The following is a 16254-nucleotide window of genomic DNA, read 5'->3' as shown; positions in this document are numbered from 1 at the left end:
TCTGTGGGCCAACCCTTATCGACCTGTCTGCGCGCCAAGGCAAGCGGCGAGACGCCGCACCTGCGCGCGGGTGTCGGTGAAGGTTGCGCCGGTGTGGATGATATGGTCCGCCCGCCGCCGTTTTTCCGCATCGGGCGTCTGCAACGTCAGAATCTGGCGGAATTTCGTTGCGGTCATGCCTGGCCGGGCCAGGACGCGCTTGCGCTGTTTCCATGCCGGCGCGGTCACGACGATGACGCCGTCCAGCCGTTTCTGCCCCTGGGTTTCGAACAATAGCGGAATGTCTAGGACCACGAATGCGCGCGACCGGTGCCGGCGCAGGAACAGCCGCCGCGCCGCCTGCACCGCGGGATGGACGATCGCCTCCAGCGCCCGCCGCTCCTGCGGATGGCCGAACACCGCCGCGCCCAGTTTCGCGCGATCCACCCCCTTCGGCCCGGTCGTGCCGGGAAAGCGCGCCTCGATCGCGGGGAGCAGCGCGCCGCCCGGTCCCTGAAGCCGATGCACCTGCGCATCGGCATCGAACACGGGCACGCCTTCGCGCCGCAGCATCGCCGCCACGGCCGACTTGCCCATGCCGATCGATCCGGTCAGGCCATAGACTTTCATCAGTCCGCCGCGAGCAGCAGCGCGCGCAATTCCTCGTCCAGATCGCGGGGCGCCTGCGCGTCGAAGAAGATATCGAAGGCGAGCGCTGCCTGTCCAATCAACATTTCCAGGCCGTCGAGCGTTTTCAGACCGCGCGCTTTTGCCGCCTTGAGCAACCCGGTTTCCAGCGGCGCATAGACGATGTCATAGACCGTCGCGTCCTCCGCCAAAAGGCTAAGGTCCAGCTCCAGCAACGGCTGGCCGACCATACCGAGCGAGGTCGAATTGACCAGCAGGTCGGCGGTGGGCACCCGGTCATCCATGGCGATCGCCCGACCCGGCGTACCGCTGCGGTCGAACAGCGCCTGCGCCTTGCCGACGTCGCGCGCCATGATACTGATGTCCGGCACGCCCAGACTGGACAGGGCGAACAGGATCGCCCGCGCTGCGCCGCCCGATCCGACGATCACGGCGCTCTGCCCCTTCCACTTGTCGCGCAGCAGCGGCTGGAGGAAGCCACCCGCGTCGGTATTGGTGCCGATCAGCGGCCCGCCGGTTTCGCTGGCGATGGTGTTGACCGCGCCGATCCGTTCCCGCACTCCACCCGGATCGTCGACATAGTCCATCACCGCGATCTTGTGGGGCAAGGTGACGTTGCAGCCCAGCCAGTCGGGATCGCTGCGCCGCATCAGGAAATAGGCGGCCAGCCCCTGCGGCGTCACATGGGTCTTCCTATATTCCGCCTCGATATCCAGCGCATTCAGCCAGAAATTATGGATCAGGGGGGATTTGCTATGGTCGATCGGATCACCGATGACCTCAGCATAGGGGAGGGTATCGCTCATGCCGCCAAAACGCCGCGCACGCGCAGAAAGTCAAGCAGCGGCAGCAACGGCAAGCCCTGAATCGCAAACTGGCTGCCCTCGACCTTGCTGAACAACTGCGCGCCCGGTCCCTCGATCCGGTAGCAGCCCACGCACCAGCGCAGTTCCTCCCAGTCACTATCGAGATAGGCGGCGATGAACGCGTCGGACAAAGGCCGCACCGTCATCCGTACCCGCTCGATATGGCGCCAGATCGGTTCGCCGTTCAGCACCATCACCGCCGCACTGTGGAGATGATGGACCCGGCCCGACAATAGCTGCAATATCCGTGTCGCATCGGCGCGATCCACCGCCTTGTCGATCATGGCGCCGCGATCCGCGCCATCGCCGATACTCAGCGTCTGGTCGCAGCCCAGCACCAGCGCGCCCGGCACCCGGCGCGACACCTTCAGCGCCTTCAACTCCGCCAGCGCATCGGCCAGCGCGCGCGCGTCCAGCCCGTCGGCGCGGAGCGCGTCCTTGGCGGCCTCCTCGTCGACGCCGGGCGAGAGGGTTTCGAACGGCACCTGGGCGGCGGTCAACATCGCCCTGCGGCTCGCGCTCTGGGACGCCAGCACGATCATGCCTCCACGCCTTCCGCCAGTTCGCGATCGTTGAACAGGTTGATGATGGCCGCGGCGGCCTCCTCGATCGATCGCCGGGTCATGTCGATCACCGGCCAGCCATTGTCGGCGAACATGCGCCGGGCGAAAGCCAGTTCCTCCTGCACCTTCTCATTATCGACATAGGCTGTTTCGGGCGCCTGGTTGAGCGAGAGCAGCCGGTTGCGGCGTATCTGGATCAGCCGTTCGGGGCTGACAGTCAGCCCGACGACCATGGGATGCTTGAGGCTATAGAGATTGCGCGGCGGCGGCGATTCCGGGACCAGCGGGATATTGGCGGTCTTGTAGCCGCGATTGGCGAGGTAGATCGACGTCGGCGTCTTGGACGCGCGCGACACCCCGGCCAGCACGATATCGGCCTCTTCCCAATTTTCATGCCCCACGCCATCGTCATGGGCGATGGTGAACTGAATCGCCTCGATCCGGGCGAAATAGGCTTCGTCCAATATATGCTTGCGCCCCGGCCGGGTCCGCGTCTCCTGCCCCAATATGTTGGACAGGGCGTCGGCCACGCTGTCGAGCGCCGCGACATGGGGCAGGCCGAGCGCGCGGCAGCGCGTCTCCAGCCGCTTGCGCAGGGGATGGTTGGTCAGGGTGAAGAGGACGAGGCCGGGATTGGCGCTGATTTCCTCCATGATCCGGTCGAGATGGACATCGGACCGCACCATCGGCCAGAAATGCCGGATCGCCTCGACATTTTCGAACAGGCCGATCGCCGCCTTGGCGATATTCTCCAGCGTTTCGCCGGTGGAGTCAGACAGGAGATGCAGGTGGATGCGCGCCATGGGCCTATCTCTGTGGGCAGGCTGTGGATAAAGCAAGGGATGAAATAGGGGATAAAAACACGCCTTTCCGCCATCCCCGGAGCCGGGAATCTTATCCACATGCCCCCAACAGACCCGTATTTTCATCCACAGCCTGTGGATAGCGTGGATGACCATGGTGACTCGGACGGCAAAGCGCGGCGTCCCTGAGTCAAGCTGTTGGCAAATCCGGGCGCAACGCATAAACCCCGCTGCCAACCGCCCTACTATCTCCATCATCCTTTTTGAATCTTAATAATAAGAGAGACTATAGATGAGCCCCGACGCGCCGAGCGACCGTCCCGCCAAACCGCTCATGGCCGTTCTCAGGGGCGAGCGTCCCGCCGTCCCGCCAATGTGGCTGATGCGCCAGGCCGGCCGCTATCTCCCCGAATATCGCGCGCTGCGGGCGGATAAGGGCGGGTTCCTGGAACTGGTTTATGACAGCCCGGCCGCGGCGGAGGTAACGCTCCAGCCCCTGCGCCGCTTCGGCTTCGACGGCGCGATCCTCTTTTCCGACATTTTGATCGTACCCTATGCCATGGGCCAGGATCTCTGGTTCGAGGCTGGCGAAGGCCCGCGTCTCGCCCCGATCCTTGCCGAAACCGACCTGTCCGCACTGACGCCCGATTATAGCCGCTTCGAGGCGGTCTACGAGACGGTGCGGCAGGTGAAGGCGGCGCTGGACCCTGCGGTCACTTTCCTGGGCTTTGCGGGCAGTCCCTGGACCGTCGCAACCTACATGGTGGCGGGGCAGGGCAGCAAGGATCATGGCCTCGCCCGCCGCATGGCTTATAAGGAACCCGATCGCTTCGCCGCGCTGATCGACGCGATCATTGACGCAACCGTCGTCTATCTCTCCGGCCAGATCGACGCGGGCGTGGAAGCGGTGCAACTGTTCGACAGCTGGGCCGGCAGCCTGTCGCCCGCGCAATTCCAGCGCTGGGTGATCGAGCCGAACAAGCGCATCGTTGCGCAGCTCAAGGCGCTGCACCCCGATATTCCTATCATCGGTTTCCCCAAGGGCGCCGGCGCGAAACTGGCCGATTATGCCGCCCAGACCGGGGTCGATGCGGTCGGCGTCGACGAAACCATCGATCCGCACTGGGCCAACGCGGCGCTGCCGCAAGGCATGCCGGTGCAGGGCAATCTCGATCCGCTGGCGCTGATCGCGGGCGGCCGCGCGGTGGAGGAAGCGGTCGACAGGATCCGCGCCGCCTTCGCCGACCGGCCGCATATCATGAACCTGGGTCATGGCATTTTGCCCGACACGCCCATTGCGCATGTCGAAGCGCTCATTAGCTATGTGCGAAGATCTTGATGTTGCGATTTGCGAGCCGTCTGACGTGACATCGATTAAGGGAGTTTACGCCTGATGGCCTATCTCGGCGCCGCCTATCTCTGGGTGAAGGCCGCCCATGTCATCTTCGTCATCTTCCTGATGGCGGGTCTGTTCATGATGCCGCGCTTCTTCGTCTATCATCAGGAAACCGCGCCAGGCTCGCCCGAGGACAAAAGATGGATCGAGCGCGAGGGACGGTTGCTCAAGATCATCCTCAACCCGTCGCTGGTGCTGGTCTGGCTGTTCGGGCTGATGCTGATGGTGGAAATCGGCGCCTGGCATTTCGGCTGGTTCCACCTGAAACTGCTCTTCGTCCTCGGCCTGTCGGGCTATCATGGCTGGATTGCGGGCTATGCCAAGAAGCTGGCGCGGGGCCAGCGTCCGCTCAGCGACAAGCAGTTGCGCATGATGAACGAAATCCCCGGCATCGCCGCCGCGGTGATCGTCATCGCGGTGATCGTGAAGCCCTTCTAAATCCTCCCCAAAGCTGTCTGGGGAGGGGGACCGCCGCTGAAGGCGGTATAAGCGGGAAGTGCGAAGTTAAGCCGGATCGACCGCGATATTGTCGATCAGCCGGGTCTTGCCCAGCTTCGCTGCGCCCAGCAGCCGCGCCGTGCGGTCCAGCACGGCCATCGGTTCCAGCGTCGCCGCGTCGCACAGCGTCACATAGTCGATCGGATCGAAGCCATGCGCCGCCAGCGTCGCGATCGCCTTGGCCAGCGCGCCATCGACCGGTTCGCCCCTCTCGATCTGTCGCTTCGCCTCGCCCAGCGCGCGGGGCAGGGCCAGCGCCGCCTTGCGCTCATCTTCGCTGAGATAGGCATTGCGGGAGGAGAGGGCGAGGCCATCCTCGGCCCGCTGGGTCGGCATCCCGACAATCTCGATTCCCAGATCGAGGTCGATCACCATCCGCCGGATCACCGCCAGTTGCTGATAATCCTTCTCGCCGAAAATCGCGACATCGGGCCGCACCTGGTTGAACAGCTTGGCGACGACGGTGGACACACCATCGAAATGGCCCGGCCGCGCCGCGCCGTCCAGCCCCTCGCTGACCCCCGACACGCCGATATTGGTGGCATAGCCGGCCGGGTACATCACATCGACGGTGGGCATCCACAAGATGTCGACGCCGGCCGCGGCCAGCAACTGCGCATCTTTCGCCTCGCGCCGTGGATAGGCGTCGAGATCCTCGTTCGGGCCGAACTGTCGGGGATTGACGAAGATCGATACGACGACATGCCGCCCGTGCCGCCGCGCTTCCTCCACCAACGCCATATGCCCGTCATGCAGCGCGCCCATGGTAGGCACCAGGACCAGCGGTTTTCCATCGCTTTTCAGCGCATCGACGGCGGCACGAAGGGCGGGCAGGTCACGCAGCGTTTGCACGGAAGGAACGGCTCCGATAAGGGCGACAGGATAGGGGTGTCCTGCTAGGCTCGTGTCGGCGCGACCGTCAACAAACATTGCGACAATCAACGGGGTTATCTGGGGTCAATGGGCAATCCGCAGCCGCATCTCATCGTCTTCGCCAATGAAAAGGGCGGCACCGGCAAGTCGACCACGGCGGTCCACACCGCCATCGCCTTGAGCGCGTTGGGGCATCGCGTCGGCATGATCGACCTCGATCCGCGCCAGCGCACCGTCACCCGCTATATGGAAAATCGCCTCGATACCGCGCGCCGCCGCAGCATCGACCTGCCCACGCCCGATTTCGCTGTATTCACCGGCGACAGCATCGCCGCGCTGGATGATCAGGTCGTCACGCTGGCGGCGGACAAGGATTTCCTGGTCGTGGACACGCCCGGCCGCGACGATATCTATGCCCGGCATCTCGCGCCCCACGCCAACACGCTGGTCACGCCGATGAACGACAGTTTCGTCGATTTCGACCTGATCGGCCAGGTCGACCCGGAAACCTTCAAGGTCCGTCGCCTGTCCTTCTATTCCGAACTCATCTTCGAAGCGCGCAAGACGCGGGCAAAGGTCGACGGCGTCGCGATCGACTGGGTGGTGCTGCGCAACCGTGTCCAGCATCATGACGCGCGCAACAAGAAGCGCGTGGGCGACGCGCTGATGGAATTGTCCCGCCGCGTCGGCTTCCGCGTCATTCCCGGCCTGTCGGAACGCGTCATCTTCCGCGAACTCTTTCCCTCGGGCCTGACCTTGCTCGACAAGGGGCATCTGGGCGAACTGGGGGTCAGCCATATCGCCGCGCGCCAGGAATTGCGCGAGATGGTGGCGGGGCTCGCCCTGCCGACGCGCGATGGCATGACGTCTGTGGATCTGCTCGGCGCGGCCTGATGGGCATGTTCGCTCTTGCGCTGGCCGCCGTGGCGATCTGGCTGATCTGGACGGGAAAGCTGCAACGCATGACGGCTAAGGATGGCATGGCGCTGGGCGCTGCTTTGGTGGGCGCGGTGCTCGCGGCCAAGGGCAAGCCGGTGATCGGCGCGCCCCTGTTGATCGGCGCGGCGCTCTTCTTCGCGAAGCAGGGCAACGCCAAGGCGAAGGTGAAGGTGCGCAAACGCCCCGCAGCGCCCGCCTCACCCCCGCAGGCGGATGCTGACGTCGCGAAAGCGCGCGCCCTGCTGGGCGTTGGTCCCGATGCCGACGCGCCCACGATCCGCGCCGCCCATCGCCGCCTGATCGCCTCGGTCCACCCCGACAAAGGGGGCACCGAAGCGCTTGCCGCCCAGATCAATGCCGCGCGCGACCTGCTGCTCGATGACCAGACCCCGCTTTGACCCATCGTTTCGACCCGATGCTGCTGCGCGACTATGATCTGCGCGGCAGGGTGGGTGACACGCTGCATGTCGCCGACGCCTGGGCGCTGGGCCGCAGCTTCGGCACGATCGTCGCCCGCGCCGGCGGACGGCATATCGCGGTCGGCTATGACGGGCGACTCAGTTCGCCGATGCTGGAAAAGGCACTGGTCGCGGGATTGACCGCGACCGGCATCGGCGTGCGGCGCATCGGCCTTGGCCCGACGCCGATGCTATATCATGCCGAAATGGCGAGCGATGTGGATGGCGGCATCCAGATAACCGGCAGCCATAATCCCGGCGACCAGAATGGCTTCAAGCTGGTCCACCGTCACGCGCCCTTTTTCGGCGACGATATTCAGCGGCTGGGCGCCCTGGCGGCGGCGGGCGACTGGGAAAGCGGCGCGGGGCATGTCGAAACGGTCGATGTCATGGATGCCTATGTTGCGCGCATGATGCAGGGTTTTGACGGCCCGGCGCTTCGCATCGGCTGGGACGCGGGCAATGGCGCCGCCGGGCCGGTGGTGGAGAAACTGGCGCAGCTCCTGCCCGGTGAGCATCATCTGCTCTTCACCGATATAGACGGCCATTTTCCCCATCATCATCCCGATCCTTCCCAGGAGCGGAATCTGGCCGATCTGCGCGCGCTCGTCCTTGCCAAACAGCTCGATTTCGGCGTGGCTTTCGATGGTGATGGCGACCGGATCGGCGTGATCGACGGGCTGGGCCGGACAATCGCGGGCGACCAGTTGCTCGGACTCTTCGCGCAGATCATATTGGAAAAGCGGCCGGGCGCGCCGGTCGTGGCGGATGTGAAGGCCAGCCAGACCCTGTTCGACCGCATCGCCGCGCTGGGCGGACGGCCCGACATGTGGAAGACCGGTCACAGCCATATCAAGTCCAGAATGAAGCAGATTGGCAGCCCGTTGGGTGGCGAAACCACCGGCCATCTGTTTTTCGCCGACGAGTATCCCGGCTATGACGACGGCCTCTACGCCGCCGTCCGCCTGATCCGCGCCGTGGGATCGCTGGGGCGGAGCCTGAGCGCGTTGCACGATGGGATGCCGACCAGCGTCATCACGCCGGAATGGCGCTTCCCTGTGGCGGAATCGCGCAAGTTCGCGGTGGTGGCCGATATCCTTGCGCGCCTTCAAGCCGCAGGCGCCGATACCTGCGCCATCGACGGCGTGCGGGTCCGCACCGACGATGGCTGGTGGCTACTGCGGGCATCCAATACCGAGGCTGCGCTGGTGGCGCGCGCCGAATCAGCCGACGAGGCCGGACTGGCGCGACTGATCGCGCAAATGGATGCGCAACTGGCCGATTCGGGTGTCATCCGGGTGGTATCAGCCTGAAAAACGCCTATCGACACCCTATAATTTGGTATCGCTATCAGTTTTTTTCTGCCACTTTCCCTTACGGAAAGCGTGTCAACAGATAACGATTGCAGAAAACGCAATCGTCCTACCATGTTTCGCATTTGCGACAATATGCGCTGCACCGCAAAAGGAACCCGCCTTTCAGGCATCCTCTCCTAAAACTTCAAGGCCGTCCTTCGGGGCGGCTTTTTTTTCGTCTCGCATCGTCCGCTCTCCGGCCCTGTTGCCGTAGCGTCCTGTCGTCCCGACGGATCCGCGGGCGCGGAAATGCGACGAATCGGGCGATCCGCTCACTGGAATTTAACCACAATCCTGATAATCGGGCTGGGTCCAAACGGCCGGTCGAGCGTTCGAACGCCCACGATCAAGGCCAATATCAAGTCCAGTAGAGGATCTGCCATGTTGCTTCGCGGTCGCTTTTTTCCTGCTCTTCTCCTGACCGGCGCCATGCTGGCGTCGACGGCTCCGGCTTTTGCCGGCGGCTTCTATCTGCAGGAACAGTCGCCCAAGGAAACGGGGCGCGCGCTGTCCGGCGGCGCGGCGGCTGGCGACGATCCGTCCACCATCTATTTCAATCCGGCAGCGATGACGCAGTTGTCGGGCATCCAGACCTCGGTCGGCGGCGTCGCGCTGATGGCGTCGGCGCACCAGACCAACCGCGGCACCCGTCGCAGCATCCCCGGCTCGTCCCTGTCGGTCCCGGTCGGCGGCAATGATGGCGGCAATCCGTTCGAAAGCGTCATCCCCATTCCCAGCTTCTACGCCAGTGCGCAGGTCAGCGAACGGCTCTGGGTCGGCCTTGGCGTCAACGCTCCCTTCGGCCTGAAGCTGGAATATGATGACGGCTTCTTCGGCCGCTATGACTCGCTCTACACCGACCTCAAAACCTATAATATCCAGCCCTCGGCTGCCTACAAGCTGACCGACAATCTCTCGGTCGGCGGCGGCGTCGACGTGCAATATGTGAAGGCGACGCTGACCAACGCGCTGCCGCAGCTCTCGCCCCTCGTCACCACCGACGGCTTTGCCCAGCTCAAGGGCGACGACTGGTCGGTGGGCTGGAACGCCGGCCTCTTCTACACCACCGGCGACACCAATTGGGGCGTCCATTATCGCTCGGGCGTCAGCCACAAGCTGGCCGGCACCCAGACCGTATCCGGTCTGGTCGGGCCGGTCGCGGCAGGCAACGGCGCATTCGCCGCCACCGCCCCGCTGGAACTGCCCGACATCGTCACCGTCTCCATGATGCACAAGCTGACGCCGCAACTGCGCGCGATGGTCACCGGCAAATGGTATAACTGGTCGCGCTTCAAGGGCATCGCCGTCACCTCGGCCGCCGGCACCACCAACAAGGAACTGGATTATAAGGACAGCTATTCGGTCAGCGTCGGCGGCGAATATGATGTCAGCCCGGCCTTCACCGTGCGCGCCGGCACCATGTTCGACCGTTCGCCCACCAATCCGCAGCATCTGACCACCCGCGTCCCCGATGGCGACCGCGTCTGGCTGACCGGTGGCGCAACCTGGAACATGTCGGACGCCTTCGCGCTGAATCTGAGCTACGCGCACACCTTCGTGGAAAAGGCGAACATCATCCGGCCCGACAGCTATTTCCCGTCGCCCGCGACCGTCACCGCCACCACGCTGGCGCAGACCAGCGGCAATGCGGACCAGGTTGCGGCTTCCGCGACGCTGCGCTTCTGACGGCCTGATTTTCAGGGGGCGCTTCTAACCGTCACCGAAAATCCCTATAGGGGCTTCGTAGCTTACGGAGCCCCTTTTTCATGTCCGATCATAATCCCGGCCTGCGCCCCTGGCGCGACATAGCGCGGCGGCAGTCGCGCCAGATCATGGTCGGCAATGTCCCGGTCGGCGGCGGCGCGCCTGTCACGGTCCAGACCATGACGAACACGCTGACCCATGACGTCAAGGCGACGATCGACCAGATCCGCCGTTGCGAGGAGGCGGGCGTCGACATCATCCGCGTCTCCTGCCCCGATGAGGAATTGACGGCCGCGCTCAAGCAGATCGTCCGCGCCGCGCGCGTGCCGATCGTCGCCGACATCCATTTCCACTATAAGCGGGCGCTGGAAGCGGCCGATGCGGGCGCCGCCTGCCTGCGCATCAATCCGGGCAATATCGGGTCGGAAAAGCGGGTGAAGGAGGTGGTCGACGCAGCCAAGGCCAATGGCTGCTCCATCCGCATCGGCGTCAACGCCGGGTCGCTGGAGAAGGATCTGCTCGAAAAATATGGCGAGCCATGCCCAGAAGCACTGGTCGAATCCGCGCTCGACCATATCAAGCTGCTGCAGGACCAGGATTTCCACGCATATAAGGTCGCGGTGAAGGCCAGCGACGTGTTCCTCGCCGTAGCCGCCTATATGCAGCTCGCCGACGCGGTCGATTGCCCACTGCATCTAGGCATCACCGAGGCCGGCGGCCTGATCGGCGGCACGGTGAAAAGCGCGATCGGCATCGGCAACCTGCTCTGGGCCGGCGTCGGTGACACGATCCGCGTTTCGCTCTCCGCCGAACCGGAGGAGGAAGTACGCGTCGGCTATGAAATCCTCAAATCGCTCGGCATCCGCACCCGCGGGGTGAAGGTCATCTCCTGCCCCAGTTGCGCGCGCCAGGGTTTCGACGTCATCCGCACCGTCCAGGCGCTGGAGGAACGGCTCCAGCATATCCACACGCCGCTCTCGCTCTCGGTGCTTGGCTGCGTCGTCAACGGTCCGGGCGAAGCGCGCGAGACCGACATCGGGCTGACCGGCGGCGGCGCGGGCAAGCATATGGTCTATCTGTCGGGGATCACCGATCACACCGTGCAGGACGAGGGCATGGTCGACCATATCGTCCGTCTGGTCGAAGCCAAGGCGGCGGAAATCGAGGCGGCCAACGCCGAATCCGACATGACCGATGCGGGCAAGGCGGAGGCGGCGGAATAAGCGGAGCGACGCGGTGCGCCCCACGCCCGGCGGGTTCGCCATTCCCTTCGCCATGTGCTGCATCGGCGTCGCGCTATTCTCTGTGATGGACGCGGCGATGAAGGGGCTCAGCCTTTCCATCGGCCTCTATAATGCGCTGCTCTGGCGCGCCGCGGCGGGCAGCTTGTTAGGCCTTGCGCTGATGCTGCTCACCCGGCAGCGCTGGCCGGACCGCGCCGTGCTGCGCCTGCACCTGCTGCGCGGCTCGGTCGTGGCGCTGATGGCGGCGCTCTTCTTCTGGGCGCTCATGCGGATGCCGCTCGCCGAAGCGATCGCGCTCTCCTTCATCGCGCCGCTGATCGCCCTCTATCTCGCCGCGTTGCTGCTGGGTGAGACGGTTGGGCGGCGGGCGATCGGGGCGTCGCTGCTCGGACTGGTCGGCGTGGGCGTGATCCTGTCGGGCAAATTGCAGGGGCGCTATGATGCCGATGCGCTGCTGGGCGCGGGCGCGGTCCTGCTCTCCGCTTTGCTCTTCGCCTGGAATCTCATCCTCCAGCGGCAGCAGGCGCAGCGCGCCTCGCCGATCGAGGTCGCCTTCTTCCAGCATGTCGTCATGCTGGGCGTGTTCGTGCTGGGCGCTCCGGCATGGGGTGCGCTGCCCGATCGCGCCGCTGTTCCGCTGGTGCTGCTTGCGGCCGGCCTCGCCTTCACCTCGCTGGCTGCGCTCGCCTGGGCCTATGCGCGGGCGGAGGCGCAGCGGCTCATCCCGGTCGAATATAGCGCCTTTCTCTGGGCGGCGCTGATGGGCTGGCTGGCGTTTGGCGAGCGATTGACCCTGACCACGGTGGCCGGCGCATTGCTCATCGTCGCCGGCTGCCTTATCGCCGCCCGTAGCAAAGGGGCTGATGGCGCCCATGTGGAAGCGGGAACGGCATGACCGACATCATCATTCGCGACGCGCAGGCCGACGATATCGGCACCATTCATGACTTCATCCTGGCGCTGGCCGATTATGAACGGCTCGCCCATGCGGTGAAGGCGGACCGCGCCACGCTCGCCCGCTATTTGTTCGGCCCGCGGCCGATGGCGGAGGTGCTGATCGCCGAACATGAAGGCCGGGCGGTCGGCTTCGCCCTGTTCTTCCACAATTTCTCGACCTTCGAGGCGCGGCCGGGCCTCTATCTGGAGGATCTGTTCGTCCTGCCGGACGCCCGCGGCCTGGGCGCGGGCAAGGCGTTGCTCGCCCGTCTGGCGCGACTGGCGATCGAGCGCGACTGCGCCCGGCTCGAATGGTCGGTGCTTGACTGGAACGAACCCTCCATCGCCTTCTACCGCTCGCTCGGCGCGACGCCGATGGACGAATGGACGGTGCAGCGGGTCGACGGCGATACGCTGACGGCCCTCGCCGCGCTTTGATCGGTCGCACGGGACGAGCCGATCCGCCGTGCCCTTGACGCGGACTCGCCCTCGGGTTCATTGTGCCGAAACGGAACATTTGGGGGACAAGCAGGATTATGGCCGTCGGCCGCACCGTGAAACGCACGCCGGAATGGCGCGAGATGTTGAAGCGCAGCCTCATTCGCAGCGGCGCGCTGATCGGCGCGATCACGCTCATGCTGGCGACGCTGTTCCTGGCCCTGGCGCTGCTCAGCTATGCGCCGAGCGACCCGTCGATGAACACCGTCGCGGGCGATCATGTCGCCAACATCATGCAGGCACCCGGCGCCTGGGCCGCCGATTTCCTGCTCTGGCTGCTGGGCGTGCCCGTCGCCCTCATCCTGCCGCTGATGGCGGTCACCGCCCGCCGCATGTGGGGCGACCAGGATATGAGCGGGTGGAAGGGGCAGTTCGGCAAATGCCTGTTCGGCATCGTCCTGATCGGCATTGCACTCGCTTTGTTTCAGAGCGCGCCGCTGGTCGGCCTGCCCGCGGGCTGGGGCGGTGTGATCGGCCTGGTCGTCGCCAAGGGTATCGCCAGCCTGACCGCGCAGGCGCCCGCCGCCGCGCCCTGGATCACCGGCATCCTCATCGTCGTTGCACTGATCGCGGGCCTGTTCGCCAGCTATCGCAGCCTGGCGCTGGAAAAGCCGATCATCGCGCTGCGCCGCCCTTCGCTGCCCAAACTCAACTTGCCGCGCCCCACGCTGGGCTTCGCCGGTCCCTCGGCCGTCGATGTCGATGAGGATGCGGAGGACGAATTGACCGAGCGGGTCATCACCCCGCGCAAGCAGGTATCGAACGAACCCAAGCCGCCGATCACCATCCAGTCGCCCAAGCCCGCGCCGGTCCAGCGCGCGATGGCGCCGGTCAGCCAGGACGATCTGTTCGGCCATAGTTCGCTGCCGTCGCCCGATCTGCTCAACCCCATCCCCGCCAATCAGGGCGGCAAGATCGACAAGGCCGCACTGGAACGCAACGCCCGCCTGCTCGAATCGGTGCTCGACGACTTCCATGTGAAGGGCAACATCACCGAAGTCCGCCCCGGTCCGGTCGTCACCATGTATGAACTGGAACCCGCGCCCGGCATCAAGGCGAGCCGCGTGATCGCGCTGGCGGACGATATCGCCCGCAACATGTCGGCGCTCTCGGCCCGCGTCGCGACCATTCCCGGCCGCACCGTGATCGGCATCGAATTGCCCAACGCCCATCGCGAGGGCGTATCCTTCCGCGAACTCATCACCAGCGAACAGTTCATGCAGGAAGCGACCCTGCCGATCATCCTGGGCAAGAATATCTCGGGCGAACCGATCATCGCCGACCTGGCGCCCATGCCGCATCTGCTGATCGCGGGCACCACCGGTTCGGGTAAATCCGTCGGCCTCAACGCCATGATCCTGTCGCTGCTCTACCGCATGACGCCGGACCAGTTGCGCCTGATCATGATCGATCCCAAGATGCTGGAACTGTCGACCTATGACGACATCCCGCACCTGCTCTCCCCGGTCGTCACCGAACCGGCCAAGGCGATCCGCGCGCTCAAATGGGCGGTGGAGCAGATGGAGGACCGCTATCGCATGATGGCGTCCATCTCCGTCCGGAACCTGGCCAATTACAACGAAAAGGTCCGCGCGGCTAAGGCCAAGGGCAAGCCGCTCGGCCGCCGCGTCCAGACCGGCTACGACCCCGAAACCGGCAAGCCGATCTATGAGGAGGAGCAGCTCGATTTCCAGCCGCTGCCGCAGATCGTGGTGGTGGTGGACGAGCTGGCCGACCTCATGATGACGGCGGGCAAGGAAGTCGAATTCCTGATCCAGCGTCTGGCGCAGAAGGCGCGCGCCGCGGGCATCCACCTGATCCTCGCGACCCAGCGTCCCTCGGTCGACGTCATCACCGGCGTCATCAAGGCGAACCTGCCGACCCGCATCAGCTTCTTCGTCACCAGCAAGATCGACAGCCGCACCATATTGGGCGAACAGGGCGCCGAACAGCTGCTGGGCAAGGGCGACATGCTCTACATGCATGGCGGCAAGGGTCTGACCCGCGTCCATGGTCCCTTCGTCTCGGACGATGAAGTGCGCGTCGTCGCCGATCATTGGCGCGCGCAGGGCCAGCCCGACTATATCCAGGCCGTCACCGAGGAGCCGGAGGAGGGCAGCTTCGCGCTCGACGGCGTGGATCTGGGCGATGACAGCCCCGACGCGCAACTGTTCCGCAAGGCGTGCCAGCTCGTCTTCGAAAATCAGAAGGCCTCGACCAGCTGGCTGCAACGCCAATTGCGAGTCGGTTATAATTCGGCAGCGCGCCTGATCGAACGGATGGAGGAGGAAGGGCTGGTCGGCCCGCCCAACCATGTCGGCCGCCGTGAAGTGCTGCGCGACGAAAATGGCAATCCTCTGTGACACTGGCCTCTGTGACACTGGCCGCTCTGATCCGACCAAAAATGGTTATGATTGCGTATCGTGCAATCGCTCCTGCGGCCTTCGCATTTGCAGCATCAAGTGGGACCGGGCAATAGGATCAGGCCTTTCAGGCATCCTCTCCTAAAACTTTTCGGGCTGGTCTTCGGATCGGCCCTTTTTTTTGTTCGCGAATCGGTCTAGGCGAATCCCGCTGCTGCCGCGCCGATAACATAATTGGAGCGGTGCCGCCGGTCAGACCGGCAGGGCGAGGCGGGAGCATGGGGGATCGAGCTGTCGCGACCGTCTGCGGATGCTCTCCCCCATCAAGCCCAAAGCTTGCTATTTCGGAACAGCCGGGTTCACAACGGGTTCAAGCCCGACCTTCTACCCCATAAATTCCTGAACAACCGGAGTTGAACGCCATGCAGCGCAGCCTTGCGCCCCTGATCCTGGCCCTTGCCGCCGCGCCGGCCGCCCTGTCGGTCGTCGTGCCGACCGCGCCCGTCGCCGCGCAGCAGGCCTCGTCCGACCTGACCCAGGTCCATGCCTATATCCGCGGCGTCACCACCCTGACCGCCGATTTCACCCAGACCGACCGCAGCGGCCAGACCCTGACCGGCAAGCTGACCCTGAAGCAGCCAGGCAAGATCCGCTTCCAATATCAAAAGGGCGTGCCGCTGCTGATCGTGGGCGACGGCAAGGCGCTGACCATGATCGACTATGAAGTGCGGCAGGTGCAGCGCTGGCCGATCGGCAATTCGCCGCTGGGCGCCTTGCTCGACCCGAACAAGGATCTGTCGAAATATGGCAAGGTCGTTCCTACCGGCGACCCGTCGATCCTGAGCATAGAGGCGCGCGATCCCAAGCGGCCCGAATATGGCACCATCACCATGATCTTCAAACGCAACGCATCGGGTCCAGCGGGCCTGCAGCTTTACGGTTGGGTGGCGCTCGATTCGCAGAACAACCGCACCGCGGTGCGGCTGAGCAACCATGTCTATGGCGCGCCGGTGGCCGATTCCGCCTTCCGCTGGACCGATCCGCGGCCCAAGGGACGGTCGGCGGGCGGCTGACCCGAGCGCCTTGCAGGACGGATGGAAAAACATCCGACTTCGTTCATCTGACGCTCAT

At 64.8% G+C, this 16254-nt stretch carries 16 protein-coding genes; 11 read left to right on the top strand and 5 right to left on the bottom strand.

Annotation, left to right across the window (positions count from 1 at the left end; all coding sequences use genetic code 11):
- Positions 1 to 15 precede the first annotated feature (15 nt).
- From coaE to ABT375_RS12955, 4 genes are read right to left on the bottom strand one after another with little or no spacing between them, the layout of a single operon-like run.
- On the bottom strand, positions 16 to 609 hold the full coding sequence (gene coaE, locus ABT375_RS12970) for a dephospho-CoA kinase (protein ID WP_261935820.1): 594 nt from the start codon (positions 607 to 609) through the stop codon (positions 16 to 18).
- Positions 609 to 1433, bottom strand: coding sequence for a shikimate dehydrogenase (gene aroE, locus ABT375_RS12965; RefSeq protein WP_416462846.1), 825 nt, complete (start codon positions 1431 to 1433; stop codon positions 609 to 611). The genes coaE and aroE overlap by 1 nt, the downstream gene beginning before the upstream one ends.
- Positions 1430 to 2035, bottom strand: a complete 606-nt coding sequence (locus ABT375_RS12960) for a Maf family protein (protein WP_224546608.1) — start codon at positions 2033 to 2035, stop codon at positions 1430 to 1432. Before ABT375_RS12960 ends, aroE begins: the two co-directional genes overlap by 4 nt.
- Positions 2032 to 2859: a pyruvate, water dikinase regulatory protein gene (locus tag ABT375_RS12955; RefSeq protein ID WP_224546607.1), complete on the bottom strand. Its 828-nt coding sequence runs from the start codon at positions 2857 to 2859 to the stop codon at positions 2032 to 2034. The genes ABT375_RS12960 and ABT375_RS12955 overlap by 4 nt, the downstream gene beginning before the upstream one ends.
- Before the next feature lie 292 nt (positions 2860 to 3151).
- On the opposite strand from ABT375_RS12955, the gene hemE reads away from it, so the two are divergent.
- Positions 3152 to 4198: a uroporphyrinogen decarboxylase gene (hemE, locus tag ABT375_RS12950; protein WP_416462844.1), complete on the top strand. Its 1047-nt coding sequence runs from the start codon at positions 3152 to 3154 to the stop codon at positions 4196 to 4198.
- A 54-nt stretch (positions 4199 to 4252) separates the two neighbouring features.
- Positions 4253 to 4693: a CopD family protein gene (locus ABT375_RS12945; protein ID WP_261935824.1), complete on the top strand. Its 441-nt coding sequence runs from the start codon at positions 4253 to 4255 to the stop codon at positions 4691 to 4693.
- Positions 4694 to 4759: 66 nt separating this feature from the next.
- Here the strand turns inward: ABT375_RS12945 and panC are convergent, their stop codons facing one another.
- Positions 4760 to 5605, bottom strand: a complete 846-nt coding sequence (gene panC, locus ABT375_RS12940) for a pantoate--beta-alanine ligase (protein ID WP_416462842.1) — start codon at positions 5603 to 5605, stop codon at positions 4760 to 4762.
- 108 nt (positions 5606 to 5713) lie between these two features.
- Here panC and ABT375_RS12935 point away from each other — a divergent pair, with 108 nt between their 5' ends.
- The 9 genes from ABT375_RS12935 to ABT375_RS12895 all read left to right on the top strand — a co-directional run bounded on the left by ABT375_RS12935 (position 5714) and on the right by ABT375_RS12895 (position 16196).
- Positions 5714 to 6520, top strand: coding sequence for a division plane positioning ATPase MipZ (locus ABT375_RS12935; protein ID WP_224546602.1), 807 nt, complete (start codon positions 5714 to 5716; stop codon positions 6518 to 6520).
- Complete coding sequence (locus ABT375_RS12930) at positions 6520 to 6963, top strand: J domain-containing protein (RefSeq protein ID WP_224546601.1); 444 nt, start codon at positions 6520 to 6522, stop codon at positions 6961 to 6963. Before ABT375_RS12935 ends, ABT375_RS12930 begins: the two co-directional genes overlap by 1 nt.
- Positions 6960 to 8336: a phosphoglucomutase/phosphomannomutase PgmG gene (pgmG, locus tag ABT375_RS12925; protein ID WP_416462840.1), complete on the top strand. Its 1377-nt coding sequence runs from the start codon at positions 6960 to 6962 to the stop codon at positions 8334 to 8336. The genes ABT375_RS12930 and pgmG overlap by 4 nt, the downstream gene beginning before the upstream one ends.
- Before the next feature lie 423 nt (positions 8337 to 8759).
- Positions 8760 to 10064 carry an OmpP1/FadL family transporter gene (locus ABT375_RS12920; RefSeq protein WP_416462838.1) on the top strand — a complete coding sequence of 435 codons (1305 nt, stop codon included), beginning with the start codon at positions 8760 to 8762 and terminating at the stop codon, positions 10062 to 10064.
- An 80-nt stretch (positions 10065 to 10144) separates the two neighbouring features.
- Positions 10145 to 11305 carry a flavodoxin-dependent (E)-4-hydroxy-3-methylbut-2-enyl-diphosphate synthase gene (gene ispG / locus ABT375_RS12915; RefSeq protein ID WP_416462836.1) on the top strand — a complete coding sequence of 387 codons (1161 nt, stop codon included), beginning with the start codon at positions 10145 to 10147 and terminating at the stop codon, positions 11303 to 11305.
- Positions 11306 to 11357: 52 nt separating this feature from the next.
- Positions 11358 to 12221, top strand: coding sequence for a DMT family transporter (locus tag ABT375_RS12910; protein WP_416464899.1), 864 nt, complete (start codon positions 11358 to 11360; stop codon positions 12219 to 12221).
- The gene (locus tag ABT375_RS12905) at positions 12218 to 12700 is read left to right on the top strand and encodes a GNAT family N-acetyltransferase (RefSeq protein WP_416462834.1); all 483 of its coding nucleotides are present in this window, start codon (positions 12218 to 12220) and stop codon (positions 12698 to 12700) included. Before ABT375_RS12910 ends, ABT375_RS12905 begins: the two co-directional genes overlap by 4 nt.
- Before the next feature lie 98 nt (positions 12701 to 12798).
- Positions 12799 to 15123 (top strand): FtsK/SpoIIIE family DNA translocase, encoded by a 2325-nt coding sequence (locus ABT375_RS12900; protein ID WP_224546596.1) that lies wholly within the window; start codon positions 12799 to 12801, stop codon positions 15121 to 15123.
- 422 nt (positions 15124 to 15545) lie between these two features.
- Positions 15546 to 16196, top strand: coding sequence for a LolA family protein (locus ABT375_RS12895; protein ID WP_416462832.1), 651 nt, complete (start codon positions 15546 to 15548; stop codon positions 16194 to 16196).
- Positions 16197 to 16254: the final 58 nt, after the last annotated feature.

It is taken from the genome of Sphingomonas sp. VDB2 (genome assembly GCF_047946695.1).
GTDB lineage: Bacteria > Pseudomonadota > Alphaproteobacteria > Sphingomonadales > Sphingomonadaceae > Sphingobium > Sphingobium bisphenolicum.
Note: the sequence above shows the minus strand (reverse complement) of the source record. Positions and strands in the feature narration are given on the sequence as shown.